13 protein-coding genes and 1 pseudogene are annotated in these 17,708 nt (G+C 59.8%); 6 read left to right on the top strand and 8 right to left on the bottom strand.

What is annotated here, in order from left to right:
- Positions 1-108: 108 nt before the first annotated feature.
- Entirely contained in the window at positions 109-5,709 is a 5,601-nt protein-coding gene (locus QY049_RS28725) for an AAA family ATPase (RefSeq protein WP_301270310.1), read from the bottom strand.
- 186 nt (positions 5,710-5,895) lie between these two features.
- Positions 5,896-6,195, bottom strand: coding sequence for a hypothetical protein (locus QY049_RS28720; RefSeq protein ID WP_301270309.1), 300 nt, complete (start codon positions 6,193-6,195; stop codon positions 5,896-5,898).
- Positions 6,196-6,709: 514 nt separating this feature from the next.
- On the opposite strand from QY049_RS28720, the gene QY049_RS28715 reads away from it, so the two are divergent.
- Positions 6,710-8,299, top strand: coding sequence for a PAS domain-containing sensor histidine kinase (locus tag QY049_RS28715; protein ID WP_301270308.1), 1,590 nt, complete (start codon positions 6,710-6,712; stop codon positions 8,297-8,299).
- A 717-nt stretch (positions 8,300-9,016) separates the two neighbouring features.
- Positions 9,017-9,307: a helix-turn-helix transcriptional regulator gene (locus QY049_RS28710; RefSeq protein WP_301270307.1), complete on the top strand. Its 291-nt coding sequence runs from the start codon at positions 9,017-9,019 to the stop codon at positions 9,305-9,307.
- A gap of 304 nt (positions 9,308-9,611) precedes the next feature.
- Here the strand turns inward: QY049_RS28710 and QY049_RS28705 are convergent.
- Positions 9,612-10,175: pseudogene (locus QY049_RS28705) on the bottom strand (transporter); the annotation flags it as partial.
- Between the two features lie 539 nt (positions 10,176-10,714).
- Positions 10,715-10,915 carry a hypothetical protein gene (locus tag QY049_RS28700; RefSeq protein WP_301270306.1) on the bottom strand — a complete coding sequence of 67 codons (201 nt, stop codon included), beginning with the start codon at positions 10,913-10,915 and terminating at the stop codon, positions 10,715-10,717.
- Positions 10,916-11,222: 307 nt separating this feature from the next.
- Between QY049_RS28700 and QY049_RS28695 the strand changes: the two genes are divergently transcribed.
- The 3 genes from QY049_RS28695 to QY049_RS28685 all read left to right on the top strand — a co-directional run bounded on the left by QY049_RS28695 (position 11,223) and on the right by QY049_RS28685 (position 13,034).
- Positions 11,223-11,423 (top strand): hypothetical protein, encoded by a 201-nt coding sequence (locus tag QY049_RS28695; RefSeq protein WP_301270305.1) that lies wholly within the window; start codon positions 11,223-11,225, stop codon positions 11,421-11,423.
- A gap of 15 nt (positions 11,424-11,438) precedes the next feature.
- On the top strand, positions 11,439-11,858 hold the full coding sequence (locus QY049_RS28690) for a hypothetical protein (protein ID WP_301270304.1): 420 nt from the start codon (positions 11,439-11,441) through the stop codon (positions 11,856-11,858).
- 351 nt (positions 11,859-12,209) lie between these two features.
- Positions 12,210-13,034 carry a ribonuclease HII gene (locus QY049_RS28685; RefSeq protein WP_301270303.1) on the top strand — a complete coding sequence of 275 codons (825 nt, stop codon included), beginning with the start codon at positions 12,210-12,212 and terminating at the stop codon, positions 13,032-13,034.
- 26 nt (positions 13,035-13,060) lie between these two features.
- Here QY049_RS28685 and ligD (QY049_RS28680) read toward each other — a convergent pair whose 3' ends face one another.
- From ligD (QY049_RS28680) to QY049_RS28665, 4 genes are read right to left on the bottom strand one after another with little or no spacing between them, the layout of a single operon-like run.
- Positions 13,061-14,008, bottom strand: a complete 948-nt coding sequence (gene ligD, locus QY049_RS28680; RefSeq protein WP_301270302.1) for a non-homologous end-joining DNA ligase — start codon at positions 14,006-14,008, stop codon at positions 13,061-13,063.
- 14 nt (positions 14,009-14,022) lie between these two features.
- Positions 14,023-14,586 carry an MOSC domain-containing protein gene (locus QY049_RS28675; protein WP_301270301.1) on the bottom strand — a complete coding sequence of 188 codons (564 nt, stop codon included), beginning with the start codon at positions 14,584-14,586 and terminating at the stop codon, positions 14,023-14,025.
- Positions 14,586-16,265, bottom strand: coding sequence for a DNA polymerase/3'-5' exonuclease PolX (locus QY049_RS28670; protein WP_301270300.1), 1,680 nt, complete (start codon positions 16,263-16,265; stop codon positions 14,586-14,588). Before QY049_RS28670 ends, QY049_RS28675 begins: the two co-directional genes overlap by 1 nt.
- On the bottom strand, positions 16,266-16,481 hold the full coding sequence (locus tag QY049_RS28665; RefSeq protein WP_301270299.1) for a hypothetical protein: 216 nt from the start codon (positions 16,479-16,481) through the stop codon (positions 16,266-16,268).
- Positions 16,482-16,750: 269 nt separating this feature from the next.
- On the opposite strand from QY049_RS28665, the gene ligD (QY049_RS28660) reads away from it, so the two are divergent.
- Entirely contained in the window at positions 16,751-17,692 is a 942-nt protein-coding gene (gene ligD, locus QY049_RS28660) for a non-homologous end-joining DNA ligase (RefSeq protein ID WP_301270298.1), read from the top strand.
- Positions 17,693-17,708: the final 16 nt, after the last annotated feature.

Raw genomic sequence — 17,708 nt, 5'->3', positions numbered from 1 at the left:
TCGCCATCGACCCGATCGATGTCGACAAGATGCGTCATCAAACACAACTGTCCACCCTTCCTTTGCGGCGTCAGCCACAAGCCAATGGAACAAATACGCGGAAGAGAGTTAGCCGCTTATCGCACTCACCACCATGCGAGCCGGCAACGTGAACTGAAAAGTAGCGCCTCGAGTTATATTCGTCGTTGCCCACAGGCGTCCCCCATGTGCCTCGATGATCGAGCGACAAATCGGCAGGCCCATCCCCAAGCCGCTGGCCTTGGTTGTGTAAAAGGCTTCGAACAAGCGTTCGAGCTTGGCTGGGCTCAACCCTGGACCCGAGTCGGTCACGGTCACCAGGAGCCCCTGTGAATCAGCCGCGGTGGTGGTGATCAGCAATTCTCGCTTGTTTTCATCAACGTCCGTCATGGCCTCAATGGCATTGATGATCAAGTTCAGGACAACTTGCTGCAACTGGACCCTATCCCCCTCAACGTCCGGCAAGGCCTCTGCGAGCCGTGTACGCACCAGCACTCCATTCTTAATCGCTTCGCCGTGGGTCAAAGTTATGACCTCTCGGATGGCATCATTCATATCGATTCGATCAGTTCGCGCAGGCGCCTTCTTGATGAGCGCGCGAACACCGCCGATGACATCGCGGGCGCGATGGATATTGTCGACCAGGCGGCGCAGTGCCGCTCGCATCTTATCGAGGTTTGGCGGGTCCGTGCTAAGCCAACGCAGCGCCGTTTCCGTATTGGTGAGCGCAGCCGCGATCGGTTGGTTAACTTCGTGTGCGATCGATCCTGACAGGTAGCCCAAAGTCACGACACGGTTGGCGTGCTCCAACTCCATCTGCAATTCGCGATGTCGCCGCTCGTTTTCGCGTGCTTGCGCCTCCGCTTGTTTACGGTCGGTTAGATCGATGACGAAGGCGACCCCTCCATCCCGTTCTGCGCCGAAAGCTGCGGCGCCCACGAGCACTGGGGTCCGGCTACCGTCTCGACGGAAATACTCCTTTTCGAAGGGCTGAACGGTCCCTGAAGCCTGCAGCGCCAAGTTGGATCGCTCGTCATGGTCGCGCCATTCCGGGGGTGTGAGGTCCGTCCGGCGCAGGCCGGCGCCAATGTCCTCGCGGCGATACCCAACCATCTGAAGAAAGGCGTCATTGGCTTCGACGATCTCACCCTCGGAATTCCATATGAAGATACCTACGATATTGGCGTCTACCAGTCTTCGGATCTTGGCCTCGCGCTCCTCAAGTTCGGCGTATAGTCGTGTATTCTCCAAGGAAATCGCGGCCTGCGACGCGAGTAATTCGAGGAGTGCGACCCGCGCCGGGGTAAAGACGTGGGGTGCAAGATTGTTTTCGAGGTAAAGGACGCCGACCAGCATGGCCTGTTTGATCAGCGGCAAACAGAGGATCGAGCGGGTGCGATGCTGACCGACGAATGGATCGGCAGAAAACGGATTCTGCGCAGAGGCGTCGTCGAGAATCACGCTCTCCCGCGTGTGCGCGACGTAATATACGACCGACTCTGGCAGCACGCTCCCGACCACCGCCTGATCCTCCCGTCGCACGACGAGGGCGTCGCCGCGGGTTGTGGCTTCCGCAACTATCTGCAGCGCACTACCTCGCGAGAGGATCAATATGCCTCGCTGTGCCCCCGCATGCTCGACCGCCATCCGCATCAGCGTGTCCATCAGCTTGTCCGGGACGATCTCGCCTGACAGGGCCTGCGACAGTTTGACGATGGTCGCCAGATCGAGATGCTCAAGGGAAGCCCACATTGTGCTTGTCGGAACGAGCGCTGGCCCTTCTTTGCCAAGCTGCGGGAACATTTCGTCCAGCTGCCGCACCTTTCCATCGGCCCCCCACTTCAAGTAGCCGTAGCGAGCATTCCGCAGGTAGAGACGGGCAATTTCATCGAAGCCTCGGGCGCGATAGAAGCGCGCGGCCAGCTCGTAGGCGACGGCCTCGTTGTGTACGAAGCCGTTCGCCTTCGCCGAGCGGATAGCACGCTCATAAAGACGCTGAGCGTCGAGCTCTCGGCCTTCGATTCGTGCAATCTCGGCACCGACAAGGGCCGCCCGGTTCTCGAAATTCTCGGGGCAGCTTTCCGCCCAGACTTCGAGCTGCCTGTGATGGGTCATCAACGCGTTCAAACTATCCTTCGCTGGAGCACCTACAGCTAAGGTTTCGGCCGAAAGGTCGGAGGAGACGGGCGAAAAACCGTCAGGCCTCGAAAGCGCGGGATTGCAGCACGCTGCACGAGAAAGCGCTGCATAGTAATGATATTCTGCCACCTCAAACTGGGCGGCCGAGGTCCAAAGCAAGCTACTCGCTTTTTCTTCCGCCTCTAATGCAGACAAGTAGTCTCCGGCAAAAAAACGGGCTTGAAGCTTTCGGATCCAGTACCAACATTGGCGCTGTTTTGTTGCCGGATTGGGCGAGAAGCGCTGCTCGTGCTCAATCTCACTCATCTGTCCGTCGTCGAAACAGCCGAACCTATGAGTTAGACCCCGCAAACTCCGCATAAGCCCGAGCTGCGTTCTCATGATATCGATTACGTGGCTGAACTTCGCGCTCTCAGCGAGACGGATGCCATACTCGGCTTGCCGCTGGGTCTCTGCAAGCGGATCGCCCGCCGCCAAGAAGTTCGTATTCAGGTTGTCGCAGCTATACAGCGCAAGGGTCAGATCGCCGGCTTTTGTCGCCGCTTCGGATGCTTGCAGAATAAGCGCCCGACTCGCGCGGACATGCCTCGTCCAGGTCGACGAAAACTGTGCAAACCAGAGATAGGTCCGAGCCTGAAATCGCTTCAGGCCGCGTTTTTCGACCAGATCATAGCCGAGCTGACCAAATCGAAATCCAGCGTTGTAATCGCTGAACAGTGGCCCCGCTATTTTGCTGAAGAACACATACGCCACGCATGAGCCGTCGCCGTGACCTCGTTCCAGACTTAGATTGACCGCGTGGCAGATGGCCAGCGAAAGAAAATGTTCATCAGTGAAGAGCGCGGAGGGAAAGACTCTCGTGAGAACATCCAGAGTCGCGAGAGACTCCGGATCGCTCATCAACGGCAGATCGATAAGCTCCTCAATCGCGCGATCACCAAGTTGGTTCCAGACCTGCTCATATTCACGGACAACTTCGACTTGGGTCGGGTGTGGCGACCAGTCAACTCCCAAGTGACGAAGATAACCTATACAGACGCCAACGGCGTCATCGCTCCGGTCGAGAGTGGTATACAAATCGACGCGGAGCGACGCGACAGTTGCCTGCTCGACACTATTTGCGGCGCGGGACGAGAGCATAATCAAACGCTCTTCGGCAGCTGCCATCTCGCCCACAAGAAATTCGCATTCAGCACGGTAGAACTCAAGGGCAAAGGCGAGTTCATGACGGCGATCCCAGGAGTCCGCCGGCAATAGCGATGCGCCAGCTATGAAATACTTGAGTGCTGGAAAATAGGCCGTCGATGCTCTGGCTCGTTTGCCTGCGATGAGGTTCAGATTCGCCACTTGCTCGAGCTCTCGTTCCGAGATGATCAAGGCTGCGCCGCGATTGAGCTGATTGATGACGTCGAAGACGCTCTCCTCTCGTTCCACCGACGACATGTGCGAGGCCAGCAGCCGACCGATCCGTAGGTGGAACTTCGCGCGTTGGTCCTGCGGAATCAACGAATAGGCGGCCTCTTGCACTCTGTCATGGATGAACCTGTATGAGCCATGGTCCCACTCGATCAGGTCGTAACGTGCGGCCTCCCAGAAGGCTGCGTGGACGCGATCCTCAGATGTTTCGAGCACGGTCGATAGCATCGCGATGGTGGCAGTACTTCCGAGGCAGGCAAGTTGCTGCAGCGCGGTTTGCGTTTCAGCTGGTAACTGTCCGAGCCTGGCAACCATTAGCTCGGCGACGTTGTCTGTGTATCCCTTGCTGCGAATGCGATCGGAATCCCAAGACCAACCGCCAACGACCGGATCAAACGCGACGACGCCTTCGTTGACGAGCGCAATCAGGAATTGGATGACGAAGAACGGATTTCCGCCAGTCTTCTCATGGAGAATTTGCGAGAGCGGGATGGCGCGCATCCGCGTACAGCGCAACGCCTCCATGATGAACTCTTCAATATGGTGTCGGCCAAGGGGTGACAGCGCGATCTCGCTCATCCGTGCGCCCGCGCTTCGGATAATTTGCAGCTTGGACACGAGGGGATGGGTTGGGTCGACTTCATTGTCTCGATAGGCGCCGATCAGTAAAAGATGGTGCAGGTCTGACGTCGTCATCAGATCTTCGAGAAAATCGAGCGTCTCGGCGTCGGCCCACTGCATGTCGTCGAGGAAAAGTACCAGGGGATGGTCCGGCGCGGCGAATACGCCGACGAAACGCCGAAGGGCAATCTGAAATGCCTGGCGGGCTTGCTGGGGCGGGAGATCAGGAGTGGGCGGTTGCTCGCCGATGATCAGCTTGAGTTCGGGCACGAGCCCAATGACAAGCTGTCCCTGCGCGCCCAGCGCCTCGCTTAAAGCTCTGCGCCAGCCCGCCAGCTCGGCATCGCTCTTGCTCAAGAAGCCGCGTATCAGTCCTTGGAAGGCCTGAGCGAGTGTCGCGTATGGAGCATCCCGCTTCTGTTGGTCGAACTTGCCCGAAGCGAATAGACCGCGGGACGGCACGAGCGCCTTGTGCATCTCGCTTACAACTGCGGATTTTCCAATACCAGAGTATCCGCCGATCACCATCAACTCGGGCGTGCCCGTCGTAGCGACACGGTGGTACGCGTTCAACAGGGACGTGATCTCGGATTCTCGTCCGTATAATCTCTCAGGGATCAATAGGCGATCTGGTGTGTCGCGGTCACCCGTTGAGAACGCGTCGATCCGCTCCTTGGATTGCCATTGCGAGAGGCAACGTCTCAGATCGTGCTCAATTCCAGTAGCGGTCTGGTAACGCTCGTCGGCTGTCTTGGCGAGCAGCTTCATGACGATGTGCGAAACGGGAGTCGGAATGGTCGGTACCAGCTCATGCGGCGGCACTGGGGTCCGAGCAATGTGGCAATGAATCAACTCCATCGGGTCCGGTGTCGTGAACGGCAGACTGCCCGTCAGCATTTGGTAGAAGATCACGCCGAGCGCATAGAGATCGCTCCGCGAGTCAACCGATCGGTTCATCCGTCCAGTCTGCTCCGGCGCCATGTAAGCGAGCGTCCCTGCAATGATCTCAGGCGGAGCAAGAGGTTGACGTTCTCGGGGAAGGCGGGAGGCAAGGCCAAAGCCTGTCAGGCGCACCCGTCCGTCCGCGTTGTCCACGAGAATATGAGCCGGCTTCAAGTCCTTATGAACGAGACTTCGCAAGTGCACTTGGCCCAAAGCCGTGGTGATGTCTAAGGCGACGCGAAGGAATTGGAGGACTTCCATAGGCTCGCCAATTTGCCGGTCGAGTATTTTGCCCCCCGGATCGTCAAGGACGAGCACAGCTCGATCGTGATCGCGAAATAATTCCAACGGGCTCGCGGCCCAAGCGCCGTCCAAATGATCCTTCAATCCGTACTCATGGGTGAGCCGGTCGAAGCTGGCCGGCCGGGGCCGCGCGGCGGTCAAACGCAGTACCAGGACGCTACGTGTGCGCCCCTTTTCGTAGGTTAATTGTCCTCGATGGAGCGCATGCTCGCCGTCTTCCCACAGGAGTTGGGGACCGCTATCGAACGCAAGCGAGACGCGGGCATCCATCTATCGCGCTCCACAGCATTGCCAGAGTGAGCTCTACAGGGGAGAATTTATAGCGGAAAAGGCTTCGTTCGGTAGACGAAGATCATGGTCAACAAACTCGCATTTATCGCTAACTATGATGCGAGGATCAAGAAGGGAACGGTACGTCAAGAGAAGAAGCACCGGAGCATGGCTGTCGCAGCCGCTTCATTTGGCAAGGCCGAATTGACACAGAGCGCCAAACAGGATGCGACGAGCCTCAACCACACGCATATTAGAGGTTTTTGGAGTAAAAATGAGCGGGGCAGCCGGCCATAGCTGCGCTTTCTGTCGAGGGCCTTCTTTCTGCGACAGCTTTTCAACACTGACAATCGACAAGAATGACCAGGTCGTCGTAACGGCGAGTTGGCAGAGGTCGACGAATTCACTTGCGTTGCGGAAGTCGACCGCTTTCTGCGCGCCTGTTCCGATGACATAGGCGCCTGCCTCTCCTGCAAGTCGAGCCAACAGTGGAACCGGCTGGGTCCGCCGCACGATGGGTGAACATGATCCACCTCGCCTGAACGCGCCGCGCTAGAAAACGCCGTTACTCCGCAATGTGCAGACGCGCTCCCGCGTTGAAGAGTTTGCGCCGCGACATCTATGCGGCGCGAGATCCCGATGGTCGTCGCGCCTCGCGATGAGGTGCTGTCACGGACCCTGCGCTTTTTCGTGAAGAAACCTCGCGCCTCGAGGATGCGCGAGTGTTCGGAAGCGCCTCGAGTCGGCCGACGCTGATCGCGGCTTCTGCGATTCGGTTTACTAGCTCGATAGGAATTACGCTTGCGGGATCCCCCCTTTCGCGCAAAAATTCTTTTTGACCCATTTGCCGTCTTGACCGCCACACGCTAGTCGAGCCGCAAACTTTGGGCCTCGGTTGTGCTGTTATTGATGCTCGCGCCCCTGGAAAGCACAAGCAATCGCCCCTTTGCTCGAACGTATATAGTCCGTAACATGCATGATATGCGCTGAGCGAAATGCTATGAACTCTCCCCTCGATCCCCCGCGTGAGATTGCCGAGTTGCGAAATGCACTGGAGGCGGTGCGCAAGTCTGAAGAACAATTTCGTACAATGCTGGACGACATACCCACGCTGGTATGGCGTACTACAGCAGATGGCTCAGCAGAGTTCTTCAATGAGCGCTGGTTTGAGTATACTGGGCTTGCGCCGGACGTCGCGTATGGCAGTGGTTGGATGGCGGCATTCCATCCCGATGATTTGGAATCGTTAAGCAAAAAATGGACCGAGATCGTTGCTTCTCGAAAGGCCAGTGAAGTGGAAGCGCGCTTCAGACGGCATGACGGCCAGTACCGCTGGCATCTGATGCGCTCCGTTCCCCAATTCGACGAAAGCGGGCGGCTTGTTAGCTGGTGTGGAACAAACACGGATATCGAGGACCGGAAGGAGGCCGAAGAAAGGTTGTCCCAGGCGTTCGACAGAATCAAAAAATCTGAAGAGGAATTGAGGACGATCATCGACACGATTCCGGCTTTGGCTTGGTCGTCTCCAGAAGATGGCATTGGTGACTTTTTCAGCAAGCGATGGCTGAGCTACACCGGTCTTTCGCATGAGCAAGCGAGTGGGACGGGTTGGGTGAGCGCGATCCATCCGGACGATTTGGAAGGCCTCGCTGCGAGCTGGACTAGAATAAGGGCGTCAGGGCGCGAAGGAAGCTTGGAAGCTCGCCTTCGCCGTTATGACGGAGCTTATCGTTGGTTTTTATTTCAAGCGGCTCCTCTCAGGAATCCCGAGGGGAAGGACGTCGTGTGGTATGGAACAAATACAGATATTGAAGATCTTAAGCAGGCCGAGAGCGAATTGCGCCGGCGCGAGGCAGATCTTCGCAAGGCACAGGCTGAGTTGGCCCATGTTACTCGCACAACGACGATGGGCGAGCTGGTGGCGTCCATCGCGCATGAAGTCAATCAGCCAGTCGGCGCCATGACACTCAATGCCAATTCATGCGTCCGTTGGCTGTCACAGTTGAAGGACGAGTCTCCCGAACTTCAGGAGGCTCGAAAAGCCCTACAGCGTATCGTTCAGGACGGCATTCGTACCGGTAAGATCATAACCCGAATTAGAGCTCTCGTCGAGAAAGCGGAGTCAGTCAGGGAGCCGTTGGACATCAACTCAATCTTTCATGAGGTCATCGCACTTTCGAAAAACGAGATGGAGCAAAGACAAGTTCTCCTGAGACTCGATCTGGCCGTTGATCTGCCGCCCGTTCTCGGTGACCGCGTCCAATTGCAACAAGTGATGATCAATTTGATCTTGAACGGTATTGAGGCGATGACCGCTGTTGATGGTGCGGCTCGTGAACTCGTAATCGGAACGCAGCTTGATCGTGGAAACGTCTTGGCAAGCGTGCGCGATACCGGCGTCGGATTCGACGCCGACAAAGCGGAGCAGCTCTTTACAGCTTTTCACACGAGCAAGCGGGGCGGCCTAGGAATGGGGCTTTCCATTAGTCGTTCTATCATCGACGATCATGGTGGGAAGCTGTGGGCCACACTAAACGACGGGGTCGGGGCAACTTTCCATTTTAGTTTGCCCGTGCCAAGCGATCGCTGACCGCGTGCTTCCTCAGATCGAGCGTGAAGCGACCAAAGAGGGCTCGGGTTCAATTGCCAAGAGTTTACGCGCGCAATGCGAGGATTCGCCCACGTTTTTTCGGTCAAATCGACCCATCACTGACACTGCCGGTCAAAACTGCGCACGCTGTCAGAGCGGCGACTAAGCCCGCTTGTTGTTGCGCAGCAGTTCTACGGAGGTTGGGAAAGCATGGGCACAAGCGCCATTGCTGGCGAGCAAAAACAAGGACTTGAAGCGGAGCGGGGCACCTTTCGTCAGGGTCGCCTAACAGGTTCCGGTGCGAGCCTGTAGATCACGGGGGCAAGGACCTTGGCAGCCGCCGACGAGCTGCCGCCAGTCGATTAGTCCGAGGCAGAACGGTCAACGGGGACCACCCGTTGACCGTTGACCGCCGAGAAAGGGTGGATCTCCTGATTTCACGTCGGGCAGGGCAGGCCGAGAGTGCTGGCGGCCGACCCCTTGTGGCGCTAAATCTCACTGGCAGGCCCGACGCCTTTGGTGGTGCAATCGTGAGTGACCGCGTCTGCCGGGAGGACGAGCCGGTCCCAACGCCGCCACGAAGTAAGCGGTGGATGCCCTGGTCTTATGGCGTTCAACCAGTTGAGATCTCCGACGCGGGCAATCAATGTCTCCTGGTGGAGCGGGACGGCAGCCGCAAGATCGAAGCCATGCTGCCTTGGGATCAGGCACCTTCCGATGGCAAGAAAGAAAGAGCCGGATCAAAAGCCGTTCGCGGACCGTTTTCCAACGCGGGAGTCTGCAATACTTGAGCACTTGGCGAGCAATGTGCGTGAGCTACGCCAAGAGAATGGGCTGTCTCAGGAGGCCCTGGCCACCATGGTCGACGTCCAGCAGAATGAAATCAGCAAAATCGAGAACCGACGGTCAAACCCAACAATTCTTACTCTCGAACGCCTGGCCCAAGCATTCGGAGTCACGGTCCCGCGCCTTCTGCAGCCGAGTGTAGTGAATAAGCGCAAGTCCTAACGGCCGACAATTCTCGCGAATTGTTCTTTCTTCACTAGCAAGGACCGGAGCATCATCAGCTGTTTTTGAAAAATCGGGGCGCGCTTCAGGTTGATTGACGGCGTCAGGGGTCTCCTGAGGTAATCTAAGTGGCGGAGAAAGTGGGACTCTCTTCCTCCAAGCGCCGCACGCGCGAAAAACGCCGAAAAACAAGGATTCCCGGAAAGCCCGGCCGGATTCTGTGACCACCACTGTGTACCACCGCTTCGGCGATTCGGACCGTCAATCTCGCCCGATTTCGAGGCGGCTCGGGGATATCCAAGGATCAGAATTTACGCGAAAGCGGCTTCGCGGCCGTAGCCTCGGGCGCCGTCGGCGATATCGCGAACGTCAGCCAGGCGTTCCACCCTTCCGGCCTATTCTGGGCCGCGAACTCCTTGTAGGCCTTTACGTTCACGTAGCCCTGCATGTCGCCGATGGGAAACAGGAAACCAACCTGCGGGCCCACGCCGGCGATGCGAGACCGGAAGCCGCCCAGGGCGGGCGGTGCGCCGAAATCGTCCATCACCTGTTGTAGATAGTAGCCAACCACGCCGAGCTGCAGCTTGTTGTCAAAGAAGTGCGACGCCCCCCAGTCGATATGGAAGTCCATGCCGTTCTGATACTGCGTGTCGGTGTTCTTGAAATTGTAGGTCAGTCCAGCGACGGCGGAGAACTCGTTGCCGGACTTCGGGTCGAAGTAGGTGTAGCCGCCGCCGAAGTCGATGGCACCGTGGCCGATGCCCAGATTGGCCAAGCGGACCGGATCGTAGTCGCCGACCGGAATGTCGCCGGCGCCGTACACCATCAGATTATTGACGCCCGTATTCCACTTGAGCGTCACCTGTGGATCCGAGACGAAACGGTAAGCCCCCAGCTTCGCCGATGGCTAGGGCGCGCCTTGGGCGCGCGGGGTTTGACGGCGAACGCGCGTGCCGAGGCTGTGGACCAGTTCCTGAAGAAGCGCGCGACGCCGCCGGAATGACGCGAGCAGGCTTTCCGTGTGCTACGGCCGAAAAGCGGACAAAGGCGGCCAGCGTCTTCGCGTGATCGATTATGCGGCGCGGCCTTTGGGTGAGACCCAGGTCGAGCCAATCGACCCGCCTTACTCAGTCGAAAGCCTGTATACCCCGCCGGGTTGAAGGTGTACTTCCTCGAACATTTTTTGCTGCTTATCAGACAGGACGCTCGGCAAAACGCGTGCTGTCCAGCCTTCCGGCAGGGCCGCAAGGACTAGGGTTACAGCCTGGTTCGGCTTAGCGAGAGCGAGCCATATTTCAGTCGTTGATCCCGAGTCCGAGGTCGCCTCGACGATGGTGAACTCTTGGCCGAATGACTCTGCCATGGAGGGTCAACCAGCCCCGATGCAGCAGGTTCAACTGGAGCGGCTCACTCGGGCGGCTTCAATCCCGGCGAGCGCAGCCAGTCGCTCATGTGCGATCCGGTCTCACATTGCCGGGCCTTCCGAATGATCTGCTCCCGTAGGGTCCCATGCGGAAGCAGTTTCGCTTCTTCGCGCAAGCGCTGAGCCTCTTCGGCAAGGCGCTCTTCGAGAGATTTAGTCTGTTTGAAACGACGCCGCTTCGTCATGGCGCTGCTTCCTTGTTCGAGGGCGGGAGCGCTACCGGCGTTCTCATCACAGATAGCAGCCAAGGTCCGGGCTGTGACGGCCACAGCGTGCGCCTGTCCGCAGCCGCCGAGCAAGGAGTATCTTTCGCCGTCTCTCCGGAACTCTTCAGGAATGGCTCAAAGGGTGCAAGTGGCTCAAACAAAGTACGCACTTGACGCGAAAGCGTCGGGGCGTCCCAACACGACATTTCCGGGAACCTTAACTTGCCTGAATCCCAAAACCGGCCAAATCGGGTTACGATGGAGTTTTCCCGTATGGGGGCATCTCATGTTGGATACTGCGACCACCGCGCTATTGCGCGCGGTCCTCGACGAAGTTTGTGAAAGCATCTCGCAGCGCGAAATCGGAGCGCGTACCCACGTCGCCTCGAAAATCTTGGAAGCCGCGACCAGGGGCGAGGTTTCTCGGGAGGCTCTCAAGCAGGTCGGTCGCGATGCCCTCTCGCACGCGCCCACGATGTGGCGCTGATCCAGAGGGTGGGGCGTGAACTTCCACGTGACAGTCCTGAAAATCCTGGTTGCATATCCGGACGGATTCGCTGTGATGGAAGACCTCAAGAGGGATATGGCCATCCTGGCGACGAGCGGGCGTGATTGGGCCGATCGGACCAGGCGCCTTGCGGCGCGGGTCCCGGATCTCGACATCTGGTCACAAGGGTTGGTCGAACGCATCAGCGGCGGGTGGAGGCTGACTTCCAAGGGACGGGAGGTGCTCGAGTTCATGGAAGTCCGGCCATCGCCCGAGCCAATTGAGGCGGCTGCGGTCAACGAGATTACCCCACCGGTTGTCGAGCAAGTTCCGGTTCCTCCGCTGCGGCAGCCCGCGGACCGTGCGAAGCGGCGGCGAGAGCGCCGAGAACGCCGCCGCGAGGCCCGTGAGGGAGCCAGGGCGAACGCCTCCTAGTCAAAGAAAAAGCCGCCAGCGAAGCCGGACGGCTTGATAGTCCCGGACCGTCGATTGCCTCCCCAGCCCCAAGCGTACCGCCGTTACCTTGTTTGCGGCCATGCCAGCCCGATCTACCGAGCGCTTTTCGATTTGGCCATCGAAGGGCCGAGTTGTGCACTGGGCTTTTGCAGCGCCGAGTTCGTTACGCTCTGAGGTCGGTGGCAGCGCAAATTATCCGAACCTCGGATGAGAGCCGGCCCGGTTCCATTCAACAAGGTGCTGCGCAGCGGATGAGGCATGGCTTAACTTCAGACAATCGCCACAAAATTCACCGACATGCTCCCACAGTCAGTCTCCACGAAGGCCGCGATGTCCCAGTATTCACTCGATGTGTTGCGTCAACGCTATGTCGTCGAGAAAAGACCGCTCCAAGCCAGTGTGGAGCAGATCTTGCGCGCCGACAGCCGCGCTGGAGCGCGCGCCATCCTGGCCGCAATCGATAAACGCCGCTTTGAAAATCGGTCCGAAGGGCAGCGCCTCCGCAAGATGCTCCGCTTCGAGACCGCTCTCTGGGAAAGCGGTCATTACGCCGTGGCAGGGGTGGACGAGGCGGGAATGAGCCCTCTCGCCGGGCCGGTGAGCGCGGGCGCCGTGATCCTAAAACCCGGGACGCGGATCGCCGGGATCGACGACTCGAAAAAGCTTGACGCCACGGCTCGCGAAGAACTCGCGAAGGAGATCAAGGAAAAGGCAGAGAGTTGGTGTGTGGCGTTGGTCGAGGTCGAGGAGATCGACGCGATCAACATCTATTGGGCAGGCATCCAGGCTATGCAGCGCGCGGTCCGCGGCCTAGGGCTGACGCCGCATCATTTGCTGATCGATGCGAAGCGGTTAAAGGGAATCGACATCCCGCAGCAGGCGATCACCAAGGGTGATGCCAAGTCCGCCAGCATCGCCGCCGCCTCCATCCTCGCGAAAGTCGAGCGCGACGCCGTGATGCGGGCGCTCGACGTGCGACACCCCGGCTACGGCTTCGCGGATCACAAGGGCTACCCGGTGCCGGCTCATTACGAAGCTCTCGCCAGGCTTGGCGCATGCGCCGCTCATCGGCGGTCATTCGGGCCTGTACGCAAAGCTCTCGGGTTGCCGCCCCTCCCGCCGTGGCCTTCAGCAGCCGCGCGCGAAGCCTGCTGAACCCGGGTCTTTTGCTCCGCCTCCGCTTATTTTCGCGACCATCTCTTTTCGCGAACGACATCCTTGGCCTTTTTGTCGGACCGGAGGCCAAGATAGACCGGCTGGCGCAGCTCGCCCTTGCTGGTCCACTCCGCGAACTTCACCTCTGCGACGAGCGAAGGACGGACCCAGGTCGTGACCTGCTCATTCTTCACCTTGGCGGGAAAGGGCGACTTGGCCGTCTTGAGCTTCAGGAGCTTGCCGTGAAGCTCTCCGAGAACCTGGTGGCTGAAGCCGGTGCCAACGTGGCCAATGTACCGCCAAGCTTCGCCTTCGCGTACCGCCAGCGCAAGGGCGCCGAAGAAGGGCCGGGTCCGCCTCGGTGCCGTGAACCCGGCGATGACGACCTCCTGCCGCTGCGCGGTCTTCACCTTCAGCCAATCCGCTGTCCGGCGTCCGGACGCATACGGGCTGTCGGCGCGCTTGGCCATGATGCCTTCGAGATGCCTTCGCTCGGCTTCTGCGAAGAACGCCGTTCCATTGCCTTTGCGGTGGTTGCTGAACGCGATCAGCTTGTGGCGCGGCAGGATGGCCTTTAGCCGCTGCTTGCGCTCGAGGAGCGGCAGCGCGCGCAGATCCTTGCCCCCCGCGAACATGAGATCGAACGCGCAGTACAAGAGCTTGGCCTCATGGCGCAGGGCATTCTGGAGCAACTGGAAATGGGATGCGCCGTCCTTGCCGATCGCGACGAGCTCGCCATCGATCACGGCATCCGCCTTCACACCCTCTAGCGCTTTGGCGACCTCGACGTAGGAGTGGCTGATGATCTTCCCATTACGGCTGTAGAGCGCGACCCGACCACGCCGGATTTCGGCCACCATACGAAAACCGTCGAATTTGTCCTCGAACACCCAGTCGAGATCGTCGAACGGCGCATCCGTCAGCGTGGCCAGCATGGGCTGCAGGCGAAGAGGCAAGGTCGATTTTCGGGCCATGGCAGGGGCTCTCTCTACAGGGCCGGCAAAGGCCGAAACGAGCAGGATGGAAGGCGAACCCGCGCACTGTCGCCGGCCACGACCGGTCCCCCGGCCCGTACCACGCCCAGCACCCCGGATTTGAATGGAGGGCTCGTTTCCGCCGACGAGAGCACCTGCCGCTTGAGGCCGGCTCGGAAGCGGTCAATAAGGACGCATGGCGTCCGGAGGCCCGTCAGTTCGACGACCGCGGTCGGCCCGAACTTGATCAGGGTCCCGAGCGGCATCCGTTCGAGGTCCAATCCGGCGGTGGTGACATTCTCGCCGAGGTCGCCGGCGCCAACCTCGAAGCCAGCTTCGAGGAGAAACAGGAAGAGTTCGGACGGGATCAGGTGGACCTGCCGGAGATTGGGCAGGCGGGGCCGGCGGCGTGCCAAATAGCGGTGCCGGACGAACGGACCGGCGTGGGCGTCACCTTCGACCCCGTGATCTTTCATCAGGATGATGAGGGCCTGAGTTGGTTTGCTGAAGTGGTGGCCGCGATCGGCGGCGACCGCTACAACCTTCCCTTCGAGCGAGAGATCGTGCGCCTGCGGCATCAGGCGGCGCGGGCGAGCGAGCGCCGCTTCTGGCGGAAGTAGCGCGTGATCTCGGGAAGCTTCATTGCGTTCAGGACCCGATCGGCAGGGACGCCGCCCTTCCGGGCCATCTGGACGCCCCAGTGCATGTGGTCGAGTTCGGGGATCGAGTGCGCGTCGGGATTGATGCTCAGCATGCAGCCGAACTCGAGAGCAGCCTGGTGCCAGCGCCAGTCCAGGTCAAGCCGCCATGGATGAGCATTGATCTCGACTACCACGTCGTGCTTGGCGCAAGCCCGCAGCACCTTTTCAACGTCGATTTCGTAGCCGGGCCGCCGCTGCAACTGCCTGCCGGTCATATGGCCAATAATGGTGGTGTGAGGGTCGGAAATGGCCCGTAGCAGGCGCTGCGTTTGCGCCTTGCGATCCAGCTTGAAGCGCCCATGGATGCTGGCGACCACGAAATCGAAGCGCTCCAGCACCTCGTCGTCGTAGTCGAGCGACCCGTCCGCCAGGATGTCGGATTCAATCCCTTTGAGGATCCGGAAGTCCTTGCCGAAGCGCTTGTTCAGTCGATCCGCTTCCCGGTGCTGCTGCGCGATCTCCTCGACGGAGAGACCTCCGGCATAGTGGGCGGACTTGGAATGGTCCGCCACGCCGAAATACTCAAAGCCCCGCTGGCGCGTGGCCTTAGCCATGGTCTCCAGTGTCTCGGTGCCGTCAGACGCATCCGTGTGGCAGTGAAGGATCCCGCGCAGGTCCTGGTCGGAGACGAGCTTCGGGAGCTTGCCTTTCAGAGCCGCCTCGATCTCGCCGCGCCCCTCCCGAAGTTCCGGATCGATGAAGGGCAAGCCGAAAGCTTGATAGATGTCGGCCTCCTCGCCGGCGATCAGCGTGCGCCCCTTGTGGAGGCCGTCAGCGTCCAGCCGCATACCCGTCTCGGCGGCCAAGGCTTGAAGCTGCTCGATGTGGCCGGCGGAGCCGGTGGCGAAGAGAAGAGCGGCGCCGAAGTGCTTGCGGTCGGATACTCGGATTTGCAGCCCGTCGGCCGATGGAGTCGATGTCTTGTCCGGCTTGGCAGCCTCCGCAACGATCGCGAGATCGCCAACGAGTTCGCAGCCGCGGCGGAACTCCCCGGCGATCGTCACACGCTTGAGTTCGGGACGGGACTTGCGGATCGAGTCCTTCGCATGCGTGAGCAGCGCGGAAGCGCGGTGCAGGTGGAGGCGGCCTTCTCCGCTTTTGGCGATCGCGAGGTTCTGCAGGATCTTGGTCTGCAGCGCGGCGCCAAGTCCTTTCGCCTTCTTGATGCGGTCACCCTTGGCGGCGGCCTCCAACTCCGAGAGCGAGCCGATGCCAAGATCTTTGTACAGGCGCAGTACCTTCTCCGGACGAAGGCCGGGTATAGCGAGCATCTCGAGCACGCCCGGGGGAATCTCCTTCCGCAACTTTTCGAGGCTGGGATGACTGCCCGTTTTGTGAAGCTTGGTGATGATGTCGGCTATCGCGTCGCCGACCCCCGGGATCTCGGTAAGCCGGTCTTCGGCGATGAGCTCGTCCAGAGGGACGGCAAGGGCCGCCAGGCTGTCGGCGGCCCGAGAGTAGGCTTTCGCCCGGTAGGGATTGCCGCCTCGCAAGGCGGCGCGCTGCGCGTACTCCCGCAGGAGACTTGCCACACCGCGCGCGGCGAGCGAAGGCATTCAGCCAGCCTCCCGGTCCGAGCTTTGCGGCGCCGCCGGAGTAAGGCGACCGCCGGGGCGGTCGCTTGACCGGCGATCGAGAGAGGCCTCGAGCTTCTGGGCTGCGCGAAAGTCCTCAAGGTGCTGGACATTGGGGCCGTAGGCAGCCTCCTTCTTGAGAAGATTGTAGATCCGGCCCGCCACCAGTTGCAGATGCTTCATCTTGCCCTGCGGCATGGATCTCGCTTTGCAGAGAGCCCGGATTGCGTAGGCGCGGAAATAGTCGAATGCGTCTGACATGATGTCAGTAAACGCCGGCTCTCGCCGGGAGTTCGATGGCTCGGCTAAGACTGGATCGCCCGGTCGCGGGCTGGGGCAAATGCGGGAAGAGCGCAATCACTGGAACTCCTCGCCACCTTCGAAGTTGCGAGACTCGTTGATTAACGTAGGTAGACTGCCCGCCCTCGGCCCCAACCCGGCGGCGGGTTTTTTGTGAGTTGAGTAGCGTGGCAAAGCGTACGAAGGCGCCTCGGGCCGAAAAGACCGAAGGCCCTACAATGCCGGGGTTCATCGAACCCCAGTTGGCGACCCTGAAGATGAAGGCTCCTTCGGGATCTCTATGGATTCACGAAGTCAAATACGATGGCTACCGCATCCAGCTCCGGATCGACGGTGACAACCGGCGGGCCTACACCCGCAACGGTTACAACTGGGTCAACAAGTTCTCAAGGATTGCGGCTGCCTTCGATATCGAAGGACAGGCCATCGTCGACGGCGAGGCTGTCGTCATCCATGATGGACGCACGAACTTCTCCGAGCTGCAGGCAGACCTCGGCAGAGGCGATCAGGATCGACTGGTCTATTTCGCGTTCGACCTGCTGTGGCTCGACGGCAAGGATTTGCGCAAGATGCCGCAGATCGAACGGAAGAAGCTGCTCAAGAAGCTGATCGAAGATCATAAGATCGAGGAGCCCGTTTTCTTCAGCGAGCACCACGAAGGCGACGGGCAAGCCCTCTTCGTCGCGGCCGGCAAGCTGAACTATGAAGGCATCGTCTCCAAGCGCGTGGATGCGCCATATCGCTCGGATCGCGTTGAAGCCTGGCAGAAGATCAAGGTCGTTCAGAAGGGCACATTTCCCGTGGTCGGCTTCATCAAGGATCCTTCCGGCGTCGCCGCGCTGTATCTGGGCAGGAGGGAAGGCAAGGATCTCGTCTACATGGGCAAGGTCGGCACCGGGTGGGATCGAACCACCTCGGCGAAGATCCGCAAGGCGCTCGACACCGTCGTGAGCCCGAAGCAGAAGTTGACCAAGACCATCAGGAAACCGAAGGCGACGTGGGTCGAACCCAAGTTCCATGCCGACATCGAGTACCGTGACATCACCTCCGAAGGTCTACTGCGGGCCAGCTCGTTCAAGGGGCTGAGCAAAGGAACGCGCCGATCATAGCCGCGTTTTCGTGCGA

Source organism: Bradyrhizobium sp. WYCCWR 13022, assembly GCF_030435535.1.
Lineage (GTDB): Bacteria > Pseudomonadota > Alphaproteobacteria > Rhizobiales > Xanthobacteraceae > Bradyrhizobium.
The sequence above is the reverse complement of the archived record's forward strand: the minus strand, read 5'-3'. Positions and strand labels throughout refer to the sequence as shown.